Annotated in this window: 20 protein-coding genes; 2 read left to right on the top strand and 18 right to left on the bottom strand. The window is 64.2% G+C overall.

Translation table 11 applies throughout. The features are described from left to right. Window positions 1-130: 130 nt before the first annotated feature. From M8523_RS27640 to M8523_RS27610, 7 genes are all read right to left on the bottom strand, one after another. Complete coding sequence (locus tag M8523_RS27640; protein ID WP_282588106.1) at window positions 131-1,255, bottom strand: AAA family ATPase; 1,125 nt, start codon at window positions 1,253-1,255, stop codon at window positions 131-133. A 162-nt stretch (window positions 1,256-1,417) separates the two neighbouring features. Continuing rightward, on the bottom strand, window positions 1,418-1,648 hold the full coding sequence (gene xseB / locus M8523_RS27635) for an exodeoxyribonuclease VII small subunit (RefSeq protein WP_282588105.1): 231 nt from the start codon (window positions 1,646-1,648) through the stop codon (window positions 1,418-1,420). Then, window positions 1,645-3,276 (bottom strand): exodeoxyribonuclease VII large subunit, encoded by a 1,632-nt coding sequence (locus tag M8523_RS27630; protein ID WP_282588104.1) that lies wholly within the window; start codon window positions 3,274-3,276, stop codon window positions 1,645-1,647. Before M8523_RS27630 ends, xseB begins: the two co-directional genes overlap by 4 nt. Before the next feature lie 103 nt (window positions 3,277-3,379). Further along, on the bottom strand, window positions 3,380-4,297 hold the full coding sequence (locus tag M8523_RS27625; protein WP_282588103.1) for a hypothetical protein: 918 nt from the start codon (window positions 4,295-4,297) through the stop codon (window positions 3,380-3,382). A gap of 664 nt (window positions 4,298-4,961) precedes the next feature. Next, entirely contained in the window at window positions 4,962-5,303 is a 342-nt protein-coding gene (locus tag M8523_RS27620) for a hypothetical protein (protein ID WP_282588102.1), read from the bottom strand. 284 nt (window positions 5,304-5,587) lie between these two features. Beyond that, entirely contained in the window at window positions 5,588-6,325 is a 738-nt protein-coding gene (locus M8523_RS27615) for a hypothetical protein (RefSeq protein ID WP_282588101.1), read from the bottom strand. Between the two features lie 310 nt (window positions 6,326-6,635). Continuing rightward, entirely contained in the window at window positions 6,636-7,298 is a 663-nt protein-coding gene (locus tag M8523_RS27610; RefSeq protein ID WP_282588100.1) for a hypothetical protein, read from the bottom strand. Window positions 7,299-8,025: 727 nt separating this feature from the next. Here M8523_RS27610 and M8523_RS27605 point away from each other — a divergent pair. After that, window positions 8,026-8,613: a chloride channel protein gene (locus M8523_RS27605; protein WP_282588099.1), complete on the top strand. Its 588-nt coding sequence runs from the start codon at window positions 8,026-8,028 to the stop codon at window positions 8,611-8,613. Further along, window positions 8,559-9,371 carry a chloride channel protein gene (locus tag M8523_RS27600; protein WP_282588098.1) on the top strand — a complete coding sequence of 271 codons (813 nt, stop codon included), beginning with the start codon at window positions 8,559-8,561 and terminating at the stop codon, window positions 9,369-9,371. Before M8523_RS27605 ends, M8523_RS27600 begins: the two co-directional genes overlap by 55 nt. Before the next feature lie 217 nt (window positions 9,372-9,588). Here the strand turns inward: M8523_RS27600 and M8523_RS27595 are convergent, their stop codons facing one another. The 11 genes from M8523_RS27595 to M8523_RS27545 form a co-directional block, all read right to left on the bottom strand. Next, the gene (locus tag M8523_RS27595; protein ID WP_282588097.1) at window positions 9,589-11,031 is read right to left on the bottom strand and encodes a multicopper oxidase family protein; all 1,443 of its coding nucleotides are present in this window, start codon (window positions 11,029-11,031) and stop codon (window positions 9,589-9,591) included. Between the two features lie 216 nt (window positions 11,032-11,247). Continuing rightward, the gene (locus M8523_RS27590) at window positions 11,248-12,198 is read right to left on the bottom strand and encodes an SDR family NAD(P)-dependent oxidoreductase (RefSeq protein ID WP_282588096.1); all 951 of its coding nucleotides are present in this window, start codon (window positions 12,196-12,198) and stop codon (window positions 11,248-11,250) included. 43 nt (window positions 12,199-12,241) lie between these two features. Next, a complete protein-coding gene (locus tag M8523_RS27585; protein ID WP_282588095.1) occupies window positions 12,242-12,628 on the bottom strand; it encodes a DUF302 domain-containing protein in 387 nt (128 codons plus the stop codon). A gap of 150 nt (window positions 12,629-12,778) precedes the next feature. Next, on the bottom strand, window positions 12,779-13,576 hold the full coding sequence (locus M8523_RS27580; RefSeq protein WP_282588094.1) for an alpha/beta fold hydrolase: 798 nt from the start codon (window positions 13,574-13,576) through the stop codon (window positions 12,779-12,781). Between the two features lie 61 nt (window positions 13,577-13,637). Beyond that, the gene (locus M8523_RS27575; protein ID WP_282588093.1) at window positions 13,638-14,387 is read right to left on the bottom strand and encodes an SDR family NAD(P)-dependent oxidoreductase; all 750 of its coding nucleotides are present in this window, start codon (window positions 14,385-14,387) and stop codon (window positions 13,638-13,640) included. 114 nt (window positions 14,388-14,501) lie between these two features. Beyond that, complete coding sequence (locus tag M8523_RS27570; protein ID WP_282588092.1) at window positions 14,502-15,416, bottom strand: MBL fold metallo-hydrolase; 915 nt, start codon at window positions 15,414-15,416, stop codon at window positions 14,502-14,504. A 59-nt stretch (window positions 15,417-15,475) separates the two neighbouring features. Beyond that, the gene (locus tag M8523_RS27565) at window positions 15,476-15,796 is read right to left on the bottom strand and encodes an SH3-like domain-containing protein (RefSeq protein ID WP_282588091.1); all 321 of its coding nucleotides are present in this window, start codon (window positions 15,794-15,796) and stop codon (window positions 15,476-15,478) included. Continuing rightward, entirely contained in the window at window positions 15,793-16,446 is a 654-nt protein-coding gene (locus M8523_RS27560) for a nitrile hydratase subunit alpha (RefSeq protein WP_282588090.1), read from the bottom strand. Before M8523_RS27560 ends, M8523_RS27565 begins: the two co-directional genes overlap by 4 nt. A gap of 3 nt (window positions 16,447-16,449) precedes the next feature. Continuing rightward, window positions 16,450-16,794, bottom strand: coding sequence for an SH3-like domain-containing protein (locus M8523_RS27555; RefSeq protein ID WP_282588117.1), 345 nt, complete (start codon window positions 16,792-16,794; stop codon window positions 16,450-16,452). A gap of 7 nt (window positions 16,795-16,801) precedes the next feature. Continuing rightward, entirely contained in the window at window positions 16,802-17,416 is a 615-nt protein-coding gene (locus tag M8523_RS27550; protein ID WP_428351457.1) for a pyridoxamine 5'-phosphate oxidase family protein, read from the bottom strand. A gap of 50 nt (window positions 17,417-17,466) precedes the next feature. After that, window positions 17,467-17,916, bottom strand: a complete 450-nt coding sequence (locus tag M8523_RS27545) for a DUF6130 family protein (RefSeq protein ID WP_428351446.1) — start codon at window positions 17,914-17,916, stop codon at window positions 17,467-17,469. Between the last annotated feature and the right edge of the window lie 19 nt (window positions 17,917-17,935).

Genomic DNA, 17,935 nt, shown 5'->3' with positions numbered 1-17,935 from the left:
CAACGTTTGAGGGAGTGTTGCAAAGGAAGCTATGCCTCCCACGCCTGCAGCATCCCCAGCACGCAGTCAAAGCCTGAGTTTTGGGGGGGGCCAGGGTTGCCACTCGGGGCACATCCCCCCTGCCCCGTCGTCAACCCCGCTGCGGAACGGAGCCCATCAGGCCAAAGCCGATCCCTCGCCCGTGCGACCCCCCGGACGGCAGAACCAGTTCCGTGGCCCGGACCATGTCCGCAGCCGTGACGGTCCGGCGTTCCTGGTCGACCGCGATGCCCAAAGCCTGGGTGATCACCGCCTTGGCGCGTCGCGTGTTGAGGCCGCCAAGAGACGCCAGGGCCTCGGGGGCGAGATCGAAAGCGCCTCCGAGAGCGGCATTGAGGGTCGCGAAGATGCGGCTGTAAACCTCTGCCCTCTGGGCCGCCGTGAGATCCGGAATGTCGAGCACCAGCAGCCGGTCGCGCAGCGGCTCCGATAGCGACGCCAGATCATTCGCTGTCATGATCCACGTGACCGCGTCGGCCCGCATCGGGACGTCATAATACTCATCGCGATAGGCCCGGGCCGTCTCCGGTTCCAGCATGGTCAGAAGCGCGTCGAGCGGCGTGTCGTGCGCGCTCAGGCCCGTCATCTTATCGACCTCGTCGATGACGATGACCGGGCTGATCGTGGGAGCGGCCAGCAACGCCTTGGCAAGCGCGCCGGGGCGTGCCCCGCGCCAGCTGGTGTTGGTGCCGGTCAGAACGCCGCGATCGGCGAGCGTCGATCCCGCGATCACGGTGACCGAGGTCTCCAGCGCGACCGCCAGGCCTTGCGCAAAGTGCGTCTTGCCGATGCCGGGCGGCCCGAGCAGCAGCAGGGGCGGAATGCGCATCGGGGTCGCGGTGGCGAGCGACAGGCGTGCGGCGCGGCGCACCACATCGGCGGCGTCCCGGAAGTTCGGCGTGGCGTTGCGAAGCGTCGCCAGTCGCTCGATGAGTTCGGGCGTGCCAACGACGAACTGCTTGTAGAGAGCGTTGCCCTGAAGCAAACCCCGCAGCAGCTTCACCCGGCTCGCCTCCTCGCGGGAGGTCTCGTCGTCGGACCCCTCGCCCTGTGTGCTGAGACCGCGGATGGCCTCACGCAGCGCCCTGCGGTCGATGACGTCGACGCCGAGCCCCATGTCGTCGAGACCATGCGGGAGGGCGCTGCCGTCAGGCACTTCGAGGGGGTCGAATTCTTCCTCGTCGAAGGTGAAGTGTGGGTCGGTGTCTGATGTCATGAAGAGGCTCGCTGGTGAGATTGATAGGGGGATGAGGAGAGGTCGAACCGTCGTGTCTCGACTCTCGGGATCGGAATGGCTGGGTGGCGGCCCAGCCCGCAGATGCCGGGGCAAGGCGGCTGGACGTGGGGTCCGTCGCAGCCGCCCAGCGTGGTGTCGGGGTCAGGCGTCCGCGTCGGCCGGCCCGATCTCCTGGTCGATCTCGCGCCGGATGGCGTCGAGCCGATCCTTGCAAGCCTGGTAGGCGTCCCGGGCGGCGCGAACGTCGGCCGCCAAGGTGTCGATGGTGGCGGCCGAACCCGGCGCGCGCAGCCGTGTGGCGATCTCGGTGAGACGCTGATAGGCGGCCGCATAGGTCTGGGTCGAGGCGGGTCCAAGGGTGGTCTGGGTCATCGATCGTGCTTTCTGGGGGTGGTGGCCGGAGAGGTCTCGAGGACGGCGGTCACCAGACCGTCCGCGAGCAGGAGGGTCACGCGGCCGGCGTGGAGGGCGGCGGCCTGTGAGCGGAGGAGGTGCCCGTCGGCATCGAGCACGAGGGCGAAGCCACGGCCGAGCACGGCCGCGAGATCGGTTTCGGCAAGGTGCGCCTCGCTGCGGGCGAGAGCGCTCTCGGCTGCGGCCAAGCGGGTCCGGACGGCGGCCGTGATGCTGGCGAACAGCGCGTCGCAATGCTGGGCGGCGGCCGCCACCTGCGCGGTCGCGACGCGTGTGACGGCCGCGGCGGGCGCATCACCCGGATCGACGTGGGCGAGACGGCGCCGGATCTCGGCGGTGAGGCTGTGGCTCAGGGTGAGCCCTGCCCTCTCGGCGTCAGTGATCAGCGCCCGACCGCGCGCGGCGCACTCCCGCCAGAGACGATCGGCATCGATACGGCACTGCGCGAGACTCTGGCCGCGAGATCGGTTGGCACTCTCGAGGCTTGCATTGAGCGTCCGGAGATCGGCGCCGGCCTGGTCGATCGCCTTGTCGACACCCGTGACCACCCGGTCCCGCGCCAGCGACAGGCTGTCCGCCGCGCTCGCAATCCGCTGATGGGCGGCCGTCGTGATCGCGACCAGATCGGCACGGGCACGGCCGGCCGGGGCACCGATCAGGCGGGCCACGAGGGCGAGCGCCTTGCTGGGGGTGTCGGCGGCCCGCCAAGCCACCTCGTCCAGCAAGGTGCGGTCGATGGCATGGCCGACGCCGCTGACGATCGGCACCGGGCAGCGGCAGAGCGTGCGGACGAGGGCCTCGTTGTTGAGACTCTGCAAGCCGGCGCTCGCGCCCCCGCCACGGACGATCATGATGAGATCGGGCCGGACGCCTTCCACCGTGTCAGCGGCCATCATCAGCGCCGCGATCAATCCGGCCGCCGCGCGTTCACCCTCGAAGGGTGCCTGATAGTGCCGAAGGATCAGCAGACCGGCGCTCTGCCATCGATCGAGTTCGGCGGCGACATCGGCATAGCCGGCCGCGCCGGTCGGGTGGATGACGCAGAGCCGCGTGAGATCCGGTGGGGTGGCGAGCGATCGCTGTCTGTCGAAGAGCGCTTCCCGCTGCAGCGTCTGCCGCAACTGGTCGACCCGAAGCCGCTCGATGGACTGATGGGTCGCGGCGCTCAATCCGAGAACACGGGCCTGCAGATGCCAGCGCGGCGAGAAGGTGGGTTCGACGCGCAGGCAGGTGGTCAATCCCACCAGCAGGGCGGGATCGAAGGCCGCGCCGCTCGCCTGGACGATCGCGCGACGCACCTCTTTGCTAAGAAACACCCGCAGGTGTGCGGTTGGCGCTCCGCCGCTGCCGTCACTCTCGACGAGTTCCAGCTGATGGCCGTAGGCGCTGGCCTTGACGGCCACGACCGTGGCCTCGATCCAGACCTGAGAGGGCAGACCGGCGAGCAGGCTGCGTCCGACTGCGGCGAGAAAGTGCGTCAGGGTGAAAGTCGGGATGGCCTCTCTGAGCGAGTTGTGGCTCGCCGCATCGCGCAGGGACGCAACGGCAACAGGGGTGGGTGAGACGATCGGGGCAGCCGAAGTCATGGGGAGATCCAGATGATGGGCGGAAAGAAAGGAGCTTGCGGAACAGGGCTCGGGCCCGGCGGGCCGGGCGGCGATCACGAGGGACCGCCGCCCCGGCACGCGCTCAGCGTTCGATGGCGTGGCGGCTCATCGGGCTCGGGTTGCGAGCACGGGAGCGGGCGAGCACGAAGTCGGCGATGATGCCCTCGATGAGATCCGCGAAAGCATCGGCCTCCCAGCGTGGCGACAGACGCACGAGCTCGCAGGCCGCCTTGAAACCGGATTTGTCCTGCTTCAGCGTGAAGCGTTGCAGGCGACCGATATCGAAGCCGCGACCGATGCATGTGAGGCGAAAGGCCGGCTTCGCCGCGATGGTTGCTAAGGACACCGACCACAGGTGTTCGGTGAGGGCGATGTCGAAGGCCTCGTGGGTCATGCCGGCCGGGAGAAGGACCTGGAGCGCATTGCCAAGACCCGTGACTGGGCTATTTGGCGGCCGGGGACCATGCAGCGGCAGGCTGGCGGCACTCCAGCCGTCGAACTCAGGCTCGGCCACGACCTCATTGCCGAGCCGGCGATAGGAGGCGTAGCCCGCGTCGTTCAAGCTGCGCATCCGCGCGGCGATCGCCGAGGCGCTGGTCGATCCAGCCTTGTAGAACGTGGTGTGAATCTCCTCGTAGATCTGCGCCATGCCGCGGCAGCCCGCGACATACGCCAAAGCCGTTCCACCGCCGCCCGCGATCGCCCGATAGGCCTCGGAGGCGAACAGGGCGGTGTCGACTGGCGGAGGTGCCAGGCGGCCGCGCCGCGGGCTTGCGCTGGGCGGCAACGGCAGCAGGCTGAGCTGCTGCGGCTGCGCGATGCGCTGTGTGACAGGCTCGCTCTCGCGCGTCGCCGGGGCCTGAGGAGGAGCCGCGTCGGGCTCGAGTGAGGGCTGCGGCGCGGCTGCCGTCAAGGCCAAGCGGGCGCGCTCGAAGGCGGTGCGATCGTTGGCGCTGAGCGCCAGCCAGGATGCGAGGGCGTTAGAGGTCTGCGTGTTCATGTTATGTTCCTTTGATGAGTTGCGTTTTGCTGGGTGCAGGGAGTTGCGATCCGGTCGGCACAGAGCGCGTCGGCCGGGTTGTTGGTGGAAAGTCAAAAGGGGGGAGAGAAAAACCTGCCCGTTAAGCAGAGGTCCCCATCAGCGATGATCGAAGTCGGATCACTCAGGATCGGCGTGCTTCGATCGTCGATGCGCAGGTGGCGCCGTATTTGAAGACGCAGGGGTTGTCATGAATCTGTGTCAAGCCGGAGGAGCTCACCAAATAGGCGAGCGCCCTCCCCCTCTGGTTGGCGACGGAACGATCAGCCCGGAGGCAAACAGGGCGGTGTCCACCGGCGGGGCGGCAAGTCGTATGCGCTCGCAGGTGCTGCGTTCGTCGGCGCTGACGACACGCCAGGATGAGAGAGCGGTCGATGATTTGATGTTCATGGTACGTTCCTTTGCAGGGTTGGATTGTGTTGTGTGGAGGGAGCTGCGATCCGGTCGGCGCAGCGCGCGTCGGCCGGGTTGTTGGTGAGAAGGTCAAGAAGGGGGGAGAAAAAGACAGTCTGACCGTGAAGCGGACACTTGCATCGTGATGATCGAAGTCGGGATCACCCAGGATCGGCGTTGGGCCGCCACGCGGATCGAGCCCGCTCCACCCTGCCCTTCTGCTGCAACCGTCTCAGACCAGCAGGTCGTCCACGGGCTGCAGGCGGGCCATGTCGGCCGTGATGGCCGCTTCGACCATCTCGAGCGTATTGTCGCCGAGATCGTTCGTGCGCAGCCACGCCGCAACGAGTGTCTTGGCCCGCAGGTCATCGATTTGGCTTGCCGGTAGAGCGGCCAGCAACAGCGCGGTCGCGGTCAGGCTGAGCCGAACCTGGAGTTTCTCGGTCGGGTCGGTCACCGCGGTCCCCCGGCCGTCGTAGCGGTCGAGGTCAGCGAGCCAGCGCGGCCAGAGCGTTTCGGTCATGGCGCGTGCGTCATCGGGCAAACGCAAGTTTGCATCATAGATTATGGTCATGGGTGGGTCTCGGCCCCGCGGGGACACTCGCGCCGTCTTGGTTGATCTCGGCTGCGCCAGCTTCAGAACGGGGGCAAAAAACTCTGAAGCTTCAAAAAGGCAGGACGCCTTCTTTCCTGTGTGTTCGGACCTGACAGCGCGAGGGACAAAGGCCTTGGTCGCGCTGTCAGAGGGGCAGGCTCCGCCTGCCAAGCTGCCGGGTGAGATCCGGCTGTTCCGACAGTCGTCTGCGACGTCGGCCACCTGACTCATTTGCCGCCTGGCTGCCGACCGTCAGATCGCGCTCAGCCTGCGTTCGGTCCGCTCGGCGATGCCTTTGCCGCCGTGGCGACGACATTCTCCACCACCCGGATCAGTCGACGCAGGTCGTGCTGCGGATCGACCAGGTGAAGATCTTCCACGGGTCCCCCGCCGGCCAGCGGATCGTTGGTGGCGCGGCAGAGTCTTTCCGGGGACGTCACGCTCAGCGTGCAGCAGTCTTCGCCGGAGCGGGTGCGCACATAGAGGTGCAACGCCGTGGCTTTGATGGCGCGCGTCACAGCGGCATGGAACTGGCGCACCGTCAGGCCGGGTGGCAGCGCCACGGTGAGGACGTCAGCCGCGATCGTCACGGGGCTGTACGGTGCGACCGGCGTGTCGCTTGGGATCGGCTCCAGGGTCCAGTCGTCCCATCCCGATGTGGCGAGGCCGAACCCACCTGTGTCTTCGAGATAGGTCTCGCCGTAGCGCACTGCGTTGATGGCGCGCAGGTGAGCGACCGGATGGGCAGCGATCATCTCGGAGATCACGCGCACCGGATGGTGCAGTCGGGCGCCGATCCGATCTGTGCCGGTGCAGCGCATGATCCCGAGAAAGGCGCTGCCGTGTGGCTGCTCATCGCGTCCGGCAGCGAAGACGGGCGGCGGCTTGCGGTCGAGCGCGGTGCCTCCGAACTGCGGCCAGCGATGGGCGTCGAGAAGCGCGAGGCGCTGCTCACGGACCCGCTGAGCGCCTGGCGAGAGCCTACGATTGGTGTCGGTCATCTGAGTGTCATCCTTGATGGTTGAAGGTTGAAAGGGGGAAATCAAATCGAAATCCCAAAAGAACTGAGAGGCTTGAGAGAAATGCCAATCACCGCCGCTGCAGCAGTGACGCGGATCGTGTCATCCGCTTTCGCTCTGGCGCGAAGGCCCGACGGGGCATTGATCGGTGGGGCGCAACGGTGGGGCGCGAGAAGGCAGGGTAGTCTCGCGATATGGTCCGGATTGCGAGGAGCCGCCCGCGATCTCCTGGAGCGAGATCTCTCTCGCTCCAGGACCGGCAGGTGCTCAATCCCAGCTGGCGTAGGACGTCTTACGTCCCGCTTTGAGGTGCGTTAACGCCTTGCAGCCACAGGTGCCGAAGGCTGCCATCGGCCAAGTCGTGCGCCAGAGCCGAGGTGGTGATCGCCGTCAGGATGGGGCGACCCAGGCGGGCATCAAGGCGGAAGTACCGGTGCCCTGTCAGCTTCGCGAGTTGGGTGACGAGCCGATACGCGCCATCAGGATCCGTCATCCAGTCCCGGTGCTGCTCCAGCACGGCATGGGCCAGCGACGCGACATCCGGCATGGTGTCGAAGTCCATCGCACCCGGGCTATCCCGCAGGACGAACTCGCTCGACGTGGACTGATGGATCGCAACCGCGAAGCCCCAGGCCGCCGGTCCTGTGACCGCGTGCAAGCCAACGCGTGACAAGACGACTTCCGAGGATCTGCCCCAAGGGTAGAGACCTTCCCGATGGCAGATGTCGTACCAGGCTTCGACCGCCCTCCCCAATTCGATGAGCATCTCGGGCGTCGCACATGCGAACTTGTCGACCAGGGTGCCGACATCGAGACGCCAGCGGCGCACTATCGACTGAAGAAGGCTGCTCGTGCGAAGTCTGCGGCGGAACATCTCTCCAAAGGTCATCGCCTCTGTCGGAGGAGATCCCGCCAAGGCGGTCGCGATGACTTCGATCTCATTGGGTGTGAACATCTGACGGATCCCTGCCAGGAGATCGATGTTCAGAGCGGGCGTTGGCGAGAGCTTACAATTATTGTTGGCCATGACGTGATATCCTTGTTGAACTTGAGAAGGGGGAAATCAAAATTGAAATCCCAAATCGATCCCAAGCTCTTGGGGAGATCTCGCGACGGATCTCGCTGACGTCTCTGCAGCTCATTCCGGGCAGCCCGACGTCACGCGACGTACGTGCGAGGCTGCACGGCTTCCAGACCGGCATGTCTCACCAATTGAGGCTACTGACGGCCGCTACCGGCCAGATTCGAGTGTTGGCTCGTGATCGTCACTGACCGCAGCCAGAGATCGTCAGCCGAGTTCGCGTGACACCTGCCGACACGACGATGCCGGGGAGGTCTGCTTTAGCTGAAGCTGATTGGCCGCGAACGGGAAAGCTTGGCCGAAAGGAGAATGTCCGGTTTGTAGCCTGGATCACATTGAGCCGACATTCGCTGAAGATCTTATTGCATCCGAAAAGTGCGAGACAGACCTAGGCTCCTGGGGTGTGCTGGATTGCCCAGGCAAACGTTCAGAAACGGAGGTCATCGCTTTGAAGCCGGCTGGTTGGCTTACGCCACGTGAACCCCACCCGCCGTGGCGAACCTTGGACATGTGGCTATGCCGCCGTTCCCGGGGCGAGACTGGCATTGACACACTGGTGCGCCGCCGGCACGCGGTCCTGTGATTGTGGCGCTCTCGCCGCGTGAGAAGTCATGTCGATCTATTGGATCATCCAACCGCTCGCGAGGAAGTCCCAACGACGCTGCGTCAAGCCGGCGCCGCCGCGTTCTGGATCGTGGTGGCGCTCATTGGTGTCACGACGGGCTTCGCCGCCGTGGCGCTGACCAGCCTGCTGCGGCTGGTGCAGCACGTCATGTGGCCCGATCCTGGAACCTTGCTCGAAGCTGCGGGCAACGCGGGGGCGTTGCGGCACATCCTGGTCCTGCTCGGGGCCAGCATGGTGACGGGGGCCGGGCAGCTCGTCCTCACGCGCCTCTGCAGCGGCAACGGCATCGACATCACCGCCGCGATCTGGTTTCACGCGGAGCGACTGCCGTCACTGCGCACGCTGGGCAGCAAGATGCTCTTGGTCGTGATCGTCGGCATGGGCGCCTCACTCGGGCGGGAGGGGGCTCCCAAGCAGGCGGGTGCCGTGGCGGCTAATGCCTTCTGCGATCGCGCTGGCCTGTCCACCAGCGACGGCGGCTTCTGGTCGCCTGCGGCGCCGGCGCCGGGATGGCGGCGGCCTACGGGGTTCCGCTCGGCGGCGCGCTGTTCGCCCTCGAGGTGATGCGCGGGGCGCTCTCGCTGCGCTTGGTGCTGCCGGCGATCATGGCCTCGCTCATCGCAACGGCTATCTCGTGGCCGGTCCTGCCCGATGCCGTGACCTATCCGATCCCCGACTACCCCGCCCCGCTATCGATCTCGGTCTGGGCGGTGCTCGCCGGGCCGATTGCCGGCGTGGTTTCGGTCGTCTATGTCCGGGCGATCGCCTGGGCCGACCACCACAATCCAAAAGGCTGTCAGCGCCTCGCGGTGTTGGCCATCGCGCTCGGTGGGCGCGGGGTGGTCTCGATCTGGTTTCCGCAATTGCTGGGCAACGGCAAGGACGTTTCCGAGCTCGGCTTCCTGGGCAATGTGCAGTTCGCGACGCTGCTCGCGCTCCTGTCGCTGAAACCCATCCCGACATTCCTCTGCCTTGGCAATGCCGCGCCGGGCGGGGCTGTTCACGCGGTCGCTGACGCTCGGGGCGCTGCTTGGCGGCGTTCTCGGGCACGCCTGGTTTTGGCTGTGGCCGGCGTTCCGGCGGGAGAATTCGCGCTCGTCGGTGGCGAGTCCGTGCTGGGCGCCACGACGCACGGCCCGATCTCGGCCGTCGTGCTGATGATGGAGCTAACCGGACGCGACCGCTCCTTCATCGTCCCGTTGCTGCTCGGCGTCGCCACGGCGACGTTGGTTTCACGCACCATCGAACGGCGCTCGATCTACGACGCACGCTCAACCGATGCCGAGGTCAGAGCAATGGACCGGGACCCAGCGTCACCGTAGAGTTCAGACGCTCTCATGCGTTGGCGAGACCGGAGCTTTCGGACTCTCGCCGGTTCCTTGTAAGGCGGACTACCGTATCCAAGGCAACGCGACGATGGTCTGTGTGCGAGTTTTGGGGCCTGCTCCATCGAGCGCATCCAGAGATTTTGGGTGCCTCCTCACGCCGACAACAAGAGCCGCCTGTCCGGGCCGTAAATGAGCGTTGTTCCGTAACAGGTCACCAGGTGCCCTCGTAGTGCACAGTCGTCATCATCCCCGCTTCCATGTGGTAGAGGTTGTGGCAGTGAAACGCCCAGTGGCCGGGATTGTCGGCGTCGAAGGCGACCGTCACGACCGACTTCGGGGGCACCAGGACCGTGTCGCGCATCGCGCCATCGAAGCGCTGTCCATCGATCGCGACGACTTGGAACACATGGCCATGTAGGTGCATCGGGTGAGCCATCATCGTCTTGTTGGTCATCACCAACTCGACGCGATCGCCCGCGGCGACCATCAGCGGCGAATCCTGCCCATAGGTGACGCCGTTCAGGCTCCAGACATAGGTTGACATGTCGCCGGTCAGATCGACGCGATGCGTGCGATCGGCCGCCTTGCGCGGGAGCGGCGCGATCGAGCGCAGACGCCGCTCCAGGTTAAGGTTCAAGGGTGCTGCTTTCGCCGCGGCCAGAATGGCCAGTTTCGGAATGGTCCCGGCGGCGGTTGCGAGGAGCAGCGCGCTCCGTTTGGCCTCGCCTTCGAGGGTCGCGAACACCGGAAGGGCCGATGGGCCCGCATCGAGCCGAATCTCGAGATCAATGCGCTGGGCCACCGCGACCGGAAAGGCGGACGCCGCGACGGGTTGGACGGGATGACCATCGACCGCTACGAGGAGCGCGCTATGCGCGCCGAGATCGATGAGGAAATTGCTGGAGGCGGCGGCATTGATGACGCGGAGTAGAATGCGGCCGCCCTGCTCGACCCGGACGACGTCGGGATCGGCGACCGTGCGATCGTTGGCCAGGAGGGCGTCATAGGAGACGTCGTTCAGATCCCTTGACATCTTGGGCGCGGACGCCTTGTGCATCCCCACCATCTCGCTCGTGCCGCCGGCCGACCCGCCTTTGTCCCCTGCCTTCGGATGGCGTAACCCGGCGTAGATCTCCGACGGGGCACGAAAAGCAAAGTCGTGCAGCAGCATCACGACCTCTTGGCGATCTCCGATGCCGCCCTTTGGTCGGATAATTAGCGGTGCGCTCAGCAAGGATTGCTCCTGCATTCCCTGATGGGAATGCATCCAGAAGGTGCCGGGAAAAGCGAGCGGAAAGTCGTATCGCGCCGACGCGCCGGCCGGGATCGGCGGCCCTGATATGCCGGAGACACCGTCCTGACGATAGGGCGGCGTCAGCCCATGCCAATGGACCAGCGTATCGACGCCAATCTCGTTGCGGAGGGTCACGCGGAACGGCACGTCGACCTCGGTGAAGAGGCCCGCCGTGCCGTCGGGTTGCCGCAGACCGAAAACGCTGGCCGGACGCCCGTTGACATCGAGCGTCCTGCGTCCCGCCGTCAGCACGGTCGAGGTGGCTTCCGATGCTCGAACGGTGCTTGCTCGGACCACCGAGCCGGTCGCGGCGAGGGCGCCTGCACCAGCCAGCAGAGCGCGGCGCGTGATGTTCATCATGGTCGGTTCCTCGTGCGTTTCGCTCGGCGGCAGGAGCATGCGATCCCGAGGCTGGTACAACCCGATCCGCCTGCATTCAGGTCTGGGCTACCGCTTACTGGTCGCCTATGAAGCCGAAGGAAAAGTAGCCCTGAACGAGCCCTAATCCGCAAGCTGAAAGCCGTTCATTAAGATGGGGCAACCTTAGATGTCCCGACATTTCATTTCTTTGTTTCGTCAATGAGCGGGAAGCCGCTTGCGGCTGTGGTGATCCTCGATAAGCCGCTGCGACACATCCCAGAGCCTGGCGGCATTGCCGGGGTCGAGAGCATAGGCTGCATAACCCCCGGTGAAGTCAGTTGGACGCTTCGCGACTTCTTCCGCTTCGTTGCAGTCCTCGAAATAGCGACCGCTTATGCCGTCTAACAAAGGCGATGCTGCCAACAAGACGGATGTAGCGGCGCCCTGTTCAGGCGTTTTGCGACGCTCGACGGGGGTTTTCAGACCACCGGTATGTTTCTGAAGTCCAGTGGCAATCGCGCCGGGGTTGAGAGCGTTCGAAACGATGCCATCGTTCGCCCAGTGTTGCGTAATCCCGACCGAGAACAGCGCGGTCGCCGACTTCGATTGCCCATAGGCCCCGATGGGCGTGTAGGGCACGAAGTCGAAGCCAATATCGTCGAAAATGACAGGAGAGAAAAAGTGTCCGCTCGAACTCACCGAAACGACGCGCGCGCCGTTCGAAGCTGCGAGAGAGTGGTGCAGCCCCAACGCCAGCGCGAAGTGACCGAGGTAATTGGTGCCGAATTGAAGTTCGAAGCCCTGCGACGTCCGCAAAAGCTCCGGCACGGCCATGATGCCCGCATTGTTGATCAGCACATGGAGCGAGCCAGCCCAATCATCCACGAAGGATTGCACCGAGCGGAGGTCCGATAGATCAAGCTGCCGAACCTCAATCGCTGGATTGCCCGTGGCCTGGCGCAGGTCCTCGACAACCGATTGCGCGGCGTCCGGGCGCCGAACCGCCAGCGTGATTTCGGCTCCTGCATTCGCCAACACGCTTGCGGTTTGCAAGCCGATCCCGGCCGCGCCGCCCGTGATGATGATCCGCTTGCCGGTGAGATCTATCCCGCTCGCAACTTCTGCGGCCGTCGACCGAAATCCAAAGGGGGTGATGAGACGCGTCATGATTTTCTCGTGAGCTTGTATGCGGTAGATCCGGCCCTTCTGTTCAAGACAGCACCCCGTCCATGAGCAGGTTCTGGGCTGTTTCCAGCCGTGAAGCACTTTCTTCGGGCACTCCCAAGGTTCGGAGGATCGTCCCGACGGGATGGAAAGCGATCACTGTCTCTCCGTTCCCGCTGTCTCGGACGAGGACGCGCAGTGGAAGGTCAAGAGCCGCATTTGGAACGGACAGCATCGCCGGCGTGCCGCCCTTTGGACTGCCGTAAATGAACACTGTCGTTGGAGGCATGTGCAAGCCGACCTGTCGAGCCCCTGCCGCGTGGTCGATAGTGGCAAAGATTGTCATTCCGCTTTTTAGGATGGCGGCCGACAACCGGTCTAACGTGTCTGAGAAGGGCAGAGGAACAAGGATTTCGCGAATGCGATCGCTCATACATCGACCCTTCAATCCGTAACACAATCGAACTGGCCTACCTTGCCAAGCAACGGGGCCAGCATCTCACTTCGGCCGAGAGATCCCGACTTGTCTGCGCAGTATAAGTCTCAGGCGCGGGCAGCCTCCCGGCAGAAACTGCCGCATGCGTCAGGGCAACGAGGCCGCAAGCTCGATCATGGCTGCGACCTCTGGCGCGTGGGAGATCATAACGACGTGCGAGGCGCCTGCGATCTCCACCGACTCTTTTGCATGCGCACGGCCTGCCATGAAGGCGTGAAGCGCGGCCGGGATGTTCCTGTCGAGCGAACCGTAGATGAAGTAGGAGGGCAGCGTTTTCCACGCTGCAGCTGCCACACGCTCGTTCAGTGCGGCCTCAGTGATCGGACGTTGAGCCACGGCCATCGTCTTGGCTTCACCCTCCGGCACGTCTGCGGCGAATTGCTTCCAGAACTTGGCCTGCTGAATGTAGAGATCCTTTTCAGCGTCGGCTTGAGTGACAGGAGCGTCGAGGGCCGAACCCAGGGTGCCGGTCGGGAAACGATTGCCGAGATCGGCTGCGCTTTCGCCAACGTCCGGGGCAAGACCTGCCACAAAGACGAGCGCCTTCACGTTGCCGCGGCCTTCTGCGGCGACCGATATGACTTCACCTCCATAAGAGTGCCCGACGAGAACCACCGGTCCAGGAATGGAAGCGAGAAGGCTCGTCAGGGCACGCGCATCACCCTTGACGCTCCTAAGGGGAACCGCGGCCGCCACCGCAGGATAACCGTCGGCAAGGAGGCGAGTAACGACGCCATTCCAGCTCGACGAATCCGCAAAAGCACCGTGTACGAGAAAGATCGTCGGTTTCCCCGAAGCCGCCTGCGCCTGCGAGAAACTGAGAACCACCGCGGCGACAACCGCGGCGACGAATAGTCTGGCCGTCTTCTCAACGTGGGCTGTCATCAACATGATTTCCTCGGTTCTATGCGCCGCGCATGCTTGGATGCGTCTGTGCCGTCGGTGATCAGACCTGTGCAGAGCCGCCGTCGACGAAGAGTTCGCTTCCTGTAACGAAGCTGCTTTCGTCCGAGGCCAGAAACAACGCAGCAGCGGCGACCTCATCGACCGCGCCAAGACGGGCCAAGGGCGTCGTCGATGCAACGAACTTAAGCATCTGCTCATGGGCTTCGTCCGACGTGGCGAGGTCATGCCAGCCGGGTGTCGATGTGGCGCCAGGGACGAGAACGTTGATGCGGATCTGTTGGGGTGCAACATCAAGGATCCAACTGCGGGCGAAGTTGCGGATGGCCGCTTTGCTGGCGCTGTAGACGCTAAAAGCGGGTGTGCCCGTCGTCGCGGCCGTTGACCCCGTCAGGATAACTGAACTGCCATCCTTCAGGAGCGGAAGCGCCTTCTGGACCGTAAACAGCGTGCCCTTCACATTGGTCTGGAATGTCTCATCGAAGTGCTGTTCGGATATAGCGCCCAGCGGTGCGAATTCGCCGCCCCCGGCATTGGCGAAGAGCACGTCGATCGTCCCCGCTTCAGCGCGGATGATGTCGAACAGCCGGTCTAAATCGGCCAGCTTGGAGACATCGCTCTGGATTCCTCGAGCCTGCATGCCAATGCCCGCGACGGCTGCGTCGAGTTCTGCCTTTCGACGCCCTGTCATGAAGACGAAAGCGCCCTCAGCTGCGAACCTCTTCGCGGAAGCCAGGCCGATGCCGCTGTTGGCACCGGTGATCACGGCGACCTTGCCTTGCAGTCGACCCATGGCGACGTCTCCTGGCCTGATGCGGCGCGTTTGGTTGATGAGGATCCAATCCGCCAAGCCGAGGACAACGGAGCGGGGATTAGGGGATATGCAGGGAAGAAGGCCCGATGCCCGTCAGATCGCGGGCGAAAAGTGGAACGCTTCCCCGTGACGTTCGGCGAAGCCCAGCCCCGGATACCCCCAGTGATAGCCAAGCAGCTTCGTGCGCTCGTTTGCAGCTCGATCAAGCAGCCGCCGTCTGGTGCGGACCCCAAGCTCAGGGATTGTGTCGTAACCGAACCGCCAATCCGGATGCTCGAACGACACCACCTCGTTATTGGCTACATCCACCGCGATGAGGAGCCCATCGCCGCCCGCCAGCTCGAATGAGAGATGCCCTGGCGTGTGGCCCGGCGTGTCTAAAGCACGTAGACCCGTGACGACGTCGTCGCCCGCTTTCAGCATGACCAAGCACTGCTTGACCGCTTCGAGGTCGCGCCGGGCGCCACGCGCGAACTCGTGCAGCGCTGGCGGCATCTTGGTGAGATAGTCCGGATCCATCCAGAACTCCCACTCCGCCGCGCCGATGTAATACTCCGCATTGGGGTAGCGCAGGCTGCCGTGCTCATCGAGCGTGGCCCAGATGTGATCGGGATGTGCATGCGAAAACACGACCTTGGTGACCGTACTCGGATCGATCTCCGCCCGCTTCAGATTGTCAGCCAGCATGCCGTCCGAGGGCTGATACAGGTGTCCGGCGCCGATATCGATGAGGACTACATCCTCGCCCTTTCGGATCAGGGGAATGTTGGTTTTTGGTCTCACCATGCCGTCGCGCGCGTCCAAGCGGGGGAGGATTGAAGCCCGTTGCTCGGCGGATCCGTCGGACAAAAGGATGTCGTCTGGGATCCAGATGAACCCGTCGCTCAGGACCGTGACGTCGAAGTCGCCCTGCTGAAAACGAAACAGTGGGGATGGCAACGAACTGGCGGGAGCGGTCGCCCGGTCGTGCGCTCCGGGCTGACGCTCGTCGGATCGGTTGATGGTCATAGCTCGAGTCCAGGTGGTTGGGGGAAACCATGGTGGGAAAGGCAGAGCCGACAGGCCGGTCAGGTGCGTGCTTCGATCTCATCCATCTTGCGGGCGAGGTCGCTGGGGGTGAGGATTCCCTTCTGAAAGAGGATGTTGGCGAAGGTCGCGATCCAGCGCTCATAGTAGGTGAGTTTGCCAATCATCTCGGCGCCGAGCGCCTCGACGCCTCGTCGCTTTTCCTCCGTGTTGATGATCTTGTGGAAGTCAAGGACGTCGGCCAGCGCGTGGCAGCGCTTTTCCCAGGGTTCGAGCGCGTGCTCGGTGCGATCGATGGCATCGGCCGGCAGGCCACCAATGTCGTTGGGGAGACGCCGGAGCAGCTGTTCGGAATTATTCATGGCGCGGTTCTCTCGGCAGCCAAGGTGACGGGCACTACGCCGATCATGGCATCGCGGGTGACGAGATCGGTCAGCTGCTCTTCCGTATAATCCTCGGTGCCTTCTGGTCGCCTCGGAAGCACAAGGAACCGAACCATCGCGGTCGAGTCACTGACGCGGATTTGCACGTCGTCGGGGATGATCGTTCCGAACTCCGCCAGCACGGCCCGTGGCTCCGAGACCGCCCGTGCCCGGTATGGCTTCAGCTTGTACCAGTCTGGCGGAAGCCCCAGGACCGGCCGCGGATAACAGGAACACAGGGTGCAGACGATCAGGTTGTGAACCGTGTCGGTGTTCTCGAGAACAATGAGGCCGGTGTCATCATAGAAGCTGAGGCCGAGTTCCTCGCAGGCAGCCCTGCCGTTGGCGAGCAGTCGGGATCGGAACGCCGGATCGACCCAGGCACGCGCCACGACCTTGGCGCCAAGCGCGGGCGTGCGCGAATCCAGCACCTCGATTTGACGGCGGATCTCGTTTGCTCCGATCAGCCGCTTCTCGATGAGGAGTTCTCGGACCGCCGTTTCCATGATCTCGTAATACCCAGGCCTTTCAGTCTGGCTGATCTCGGCATGCGGGTGATCGTGCGTGTGATCATGATGGTGGTCGGGCATCGCTCAGATCCTTTCGAGCCAAGTTTCGAAGACCTCGATGTGCAATCCATCGCGGGGAGAACCGTCGTAGTCGGCCCAGATCTCGGTCATCGGCAAGGCAACACGGTAGTAATGCCGCTTCATTCCAGCGTTGCGGCCATAGGCTTCTTCCTCGTTGTCGAGGCCGACCGGTTCGATGACGCTTTCAACCACGCCGCTCTTACCACGCAGGTAGATCGGAACGCGGTAGTGACCCACGGGTGAGCGGGTGAGAACGCGGACGCGCTCACCCGGCGCGAATACCGGTGCTTCGCCTTGAGCCAACACGACCTTCGTGGCCGCATCTGCGCTTGTGCGACTCAAATCCATCACGTCTTCACTCCTCGAGAGCCGCGCTGAAGGCCGTTCCACAATCTTCACTTCCCTTGCCCCGGACACCGGCGAAGATGTGCGCGATCTCGGCCTCGGTGTACCGGGGGGTGATGTGCTGCGGACAGTTCCAATCGAATGCCTCGACCGTAATCAAGAAGGCGCGCTCGATAATCGCCGGGTAGCCGGGGACCTTGAGCCGCTCGGCAAGTTTAGGATTGTCGCTGAGCTGAGAGGCCCGCATCCGACCAAAGATTTTCAGGCGTCGACGATTTTTGTAGTCCATCAGGAACAGCGACACCCGGTCGTTGCCGGCGACGTTGCCGGTCGTGATATATTGGCGGTTGCCACGGAAGTCGGCGAAACCGAGTTCCTGGTCGGTGAGCACCCGAAGAAAGCCCGGAGGACCGCCCCTGAACTGCACGTATGGCCATCCCGCATCTGACACCGAGGCGATGTAGAGCCCGTCGCGTGCCGCAATGTAGTCGGCCTCGATCAGACCGAGACGGTTGTTCGTTTCGGGACCGGAGTCCCGGCGCGCATAGGCACCCCGGCTGCCCATTACCTCCTGGACATTTTTCACAGGGCCGGTGAATGCGATATCGGCGTATCGGTGTGCCATGAAAACGTCTCTTCCGAAGAGGTCCGGTGCATGCAACGACAGCGCTCCGCTCACTGAGCACTAAGTTGTTTTGGGACGAGAAAACGGACCGTCTGCCGGTCGATCACATGATGCGTGGGGTCGGCGAGTTCCACGAGCACGTGGTGCGGGCCGGGTTCGAGTCCGACGAGAATGAGCGTCTCGCCGCTCGCGTCGACGAAGTGCCAGGGCGCATCGTCGACCGAGATGTGGACATGCCCGATACGCGGCGAGACCTGGAGCGCGCCCTTGCCGAAGACCGGAACAATCCGCAGGTTTTCCGCGCGGTATTGAATGAACACACGGCCAAGGGCTAGCGGCTCGGGAAGCGGCGGATCGACGATCAGCCTGGGTGGAGGCTCGTTCTCAATGGCGACGAGCGGGGAAGGGCCGCGAATGTCTCTGGCAGTTTGGGCCGCCGCGCCGCTGACCATCAGGGTCGCGGCCAGCGTTGCGGGGATATGCTGAAGCGCTCCAGGCACGGCGATTCTCCAGAGCCAA

The sequence above is a fragment of the Lichenifustis flavocetrariae genome, assembly GCF_026130545.1.
In the GTDB taxonomy this organism is placed as follows: domain Bacteria; phylum Pseudomonadota; class Alphaproteobacteria; order Rhizobiales; family Beijerinckiaceae; genus Lichenihabitans; species Lichenihabitans flavocetrariae.
This window is presented reverse-complemented; position numbering and strand designations above follow the sequence as displayed.

Excerpts from the sequence above, each read along its gene's own strand:
- M8523_RS27610 (WP_282588100.1), bottom strand. The coding sequence starts at position 7,298 with ATGTTCACACCCAATGAGATCGAAGTCATCGCGACCGCCTTGGCGGGA.
- M8523_RS27560 (WP_282588090.1), bottom strand. The coding sequence starts at position 16,446 with ATGCCCGACCACCATCATGATCACACGCACGATCACCCGCATGCCGAG.
- M8523_RS27570 (WP_282588092.1), bottom strand. The coding sequence starts at position 15,416 with ATGACCATCAACCGATCCGACGAGCGTCAGCCCGGAGCGCACGACCGG.
- M8523_RS27575 (WP_282588093.1), bottom strand. The coding sequence starts at position 14,387 with ATGGGTCGACTGCAAGGCAAGGTCGCCGTGATCACCGGTGCCAACAGC.
- M8523_RS27595 (WP_282588097.1), bottom strand. The coding sequence starts at position 11,031 with ATGATGAACATCACGCGCCGCGCTCTGCTGGCTGGTGCAGGCGCCCTC.
- M8523_RS27625 (WP_282588103.1), bottom strand. The coding sequence starts at position 4,297 with ATGAACACGCAGACCTCTAACGCCCTCGCATCCTGGCTGGCGCTCAGC.
- M8523_RS27620 (WP_282588102.1), bottom strand. The coding sequence starts at position 5,303 with ATGACCATAATCTATGATGCAAACTTGCGTTTGCCCGATGACGCACGC.
- M8523_RS27630 (WP_282588104.1), bottom strand. The coding sequence starts at position 3,276 with ATGACTTCGGCTGCCCCGATCGTCTCACCCACCCCTGTTGCCGTTGCG.
- M8523_RS27555 (WP_282588117.1), bottom strand. The coding sequence starts at position 16,794 with ATGGATTTGAGTCGCACAAGCGCAGATGCGGCCACGAAGGTCGTGTTG.
- M8523_RS27550 (WP_428351457.1), bottom strand. The coding sequence starts at position 17,416 with ATGGCACACCGATACGCCGATATCGCATTCACCGGCCCTGTGAAAAAT.
- M8523_RS27580 (WP_282588094.1), bottom strand. The coding sequence starts at position 13,576 with ATGACAGCCCACGTTGAGAAGACGGCCAGACTATTCGTCGCCGCGGTT.
- M8523_RS27585 (WP_282588095.1), bottom strand. The coding sequence starts at position 12,628 with ATGAGCGATCGCATTCGCGAAATCCTTGTTCCTCTGCCCTTCTCAGAC.
- M8523_RS27565 (WP_282588091.1), bottom strand. The coding sequence starts at position 15,796 with ATGAATAATTCCGAACAGCTGCTCCGGCGTCTCCCCAACGACATTGGT.
- M8523_RS27615 (WP_282588101.1), bottom strand. The coding sequence starts at position 6,325 with ATGACCGACACCAATCGTAGGCTCTCGCCAGGCGCTCAGCGGGTCCGT.
- M8523_RS27590 (WP_282588096.1), bottom strand. The coding sequence starts at position 12,198 with ATGACGCGTCTCATCACCCCCTTTGGATTTCGGTCGACGGCCGCAGAA.
- M8523_RS27600 (WP_282588098.1), top strand. The coding sequence starts at position 8,559 with ATGGCGGCGGCCTACGGGGTTCCGCTCGGCGGCGCGCTGTTCGCCCTC.
- xseB (WP_282588105.1), bottom strand. The coding sequence starts at position 1,648 with ATGACCCAGACCACCCTTGGACCCGCCTCGACCCAGACCTATGCGGCC.
- M8523_RS27640 (WP_282588106.1), bottom strand. The coding sequence starts at position 1,255 with ATGACATCAGACACCGACCCACACTTCACCTTCGACGAGGAAGAATTC.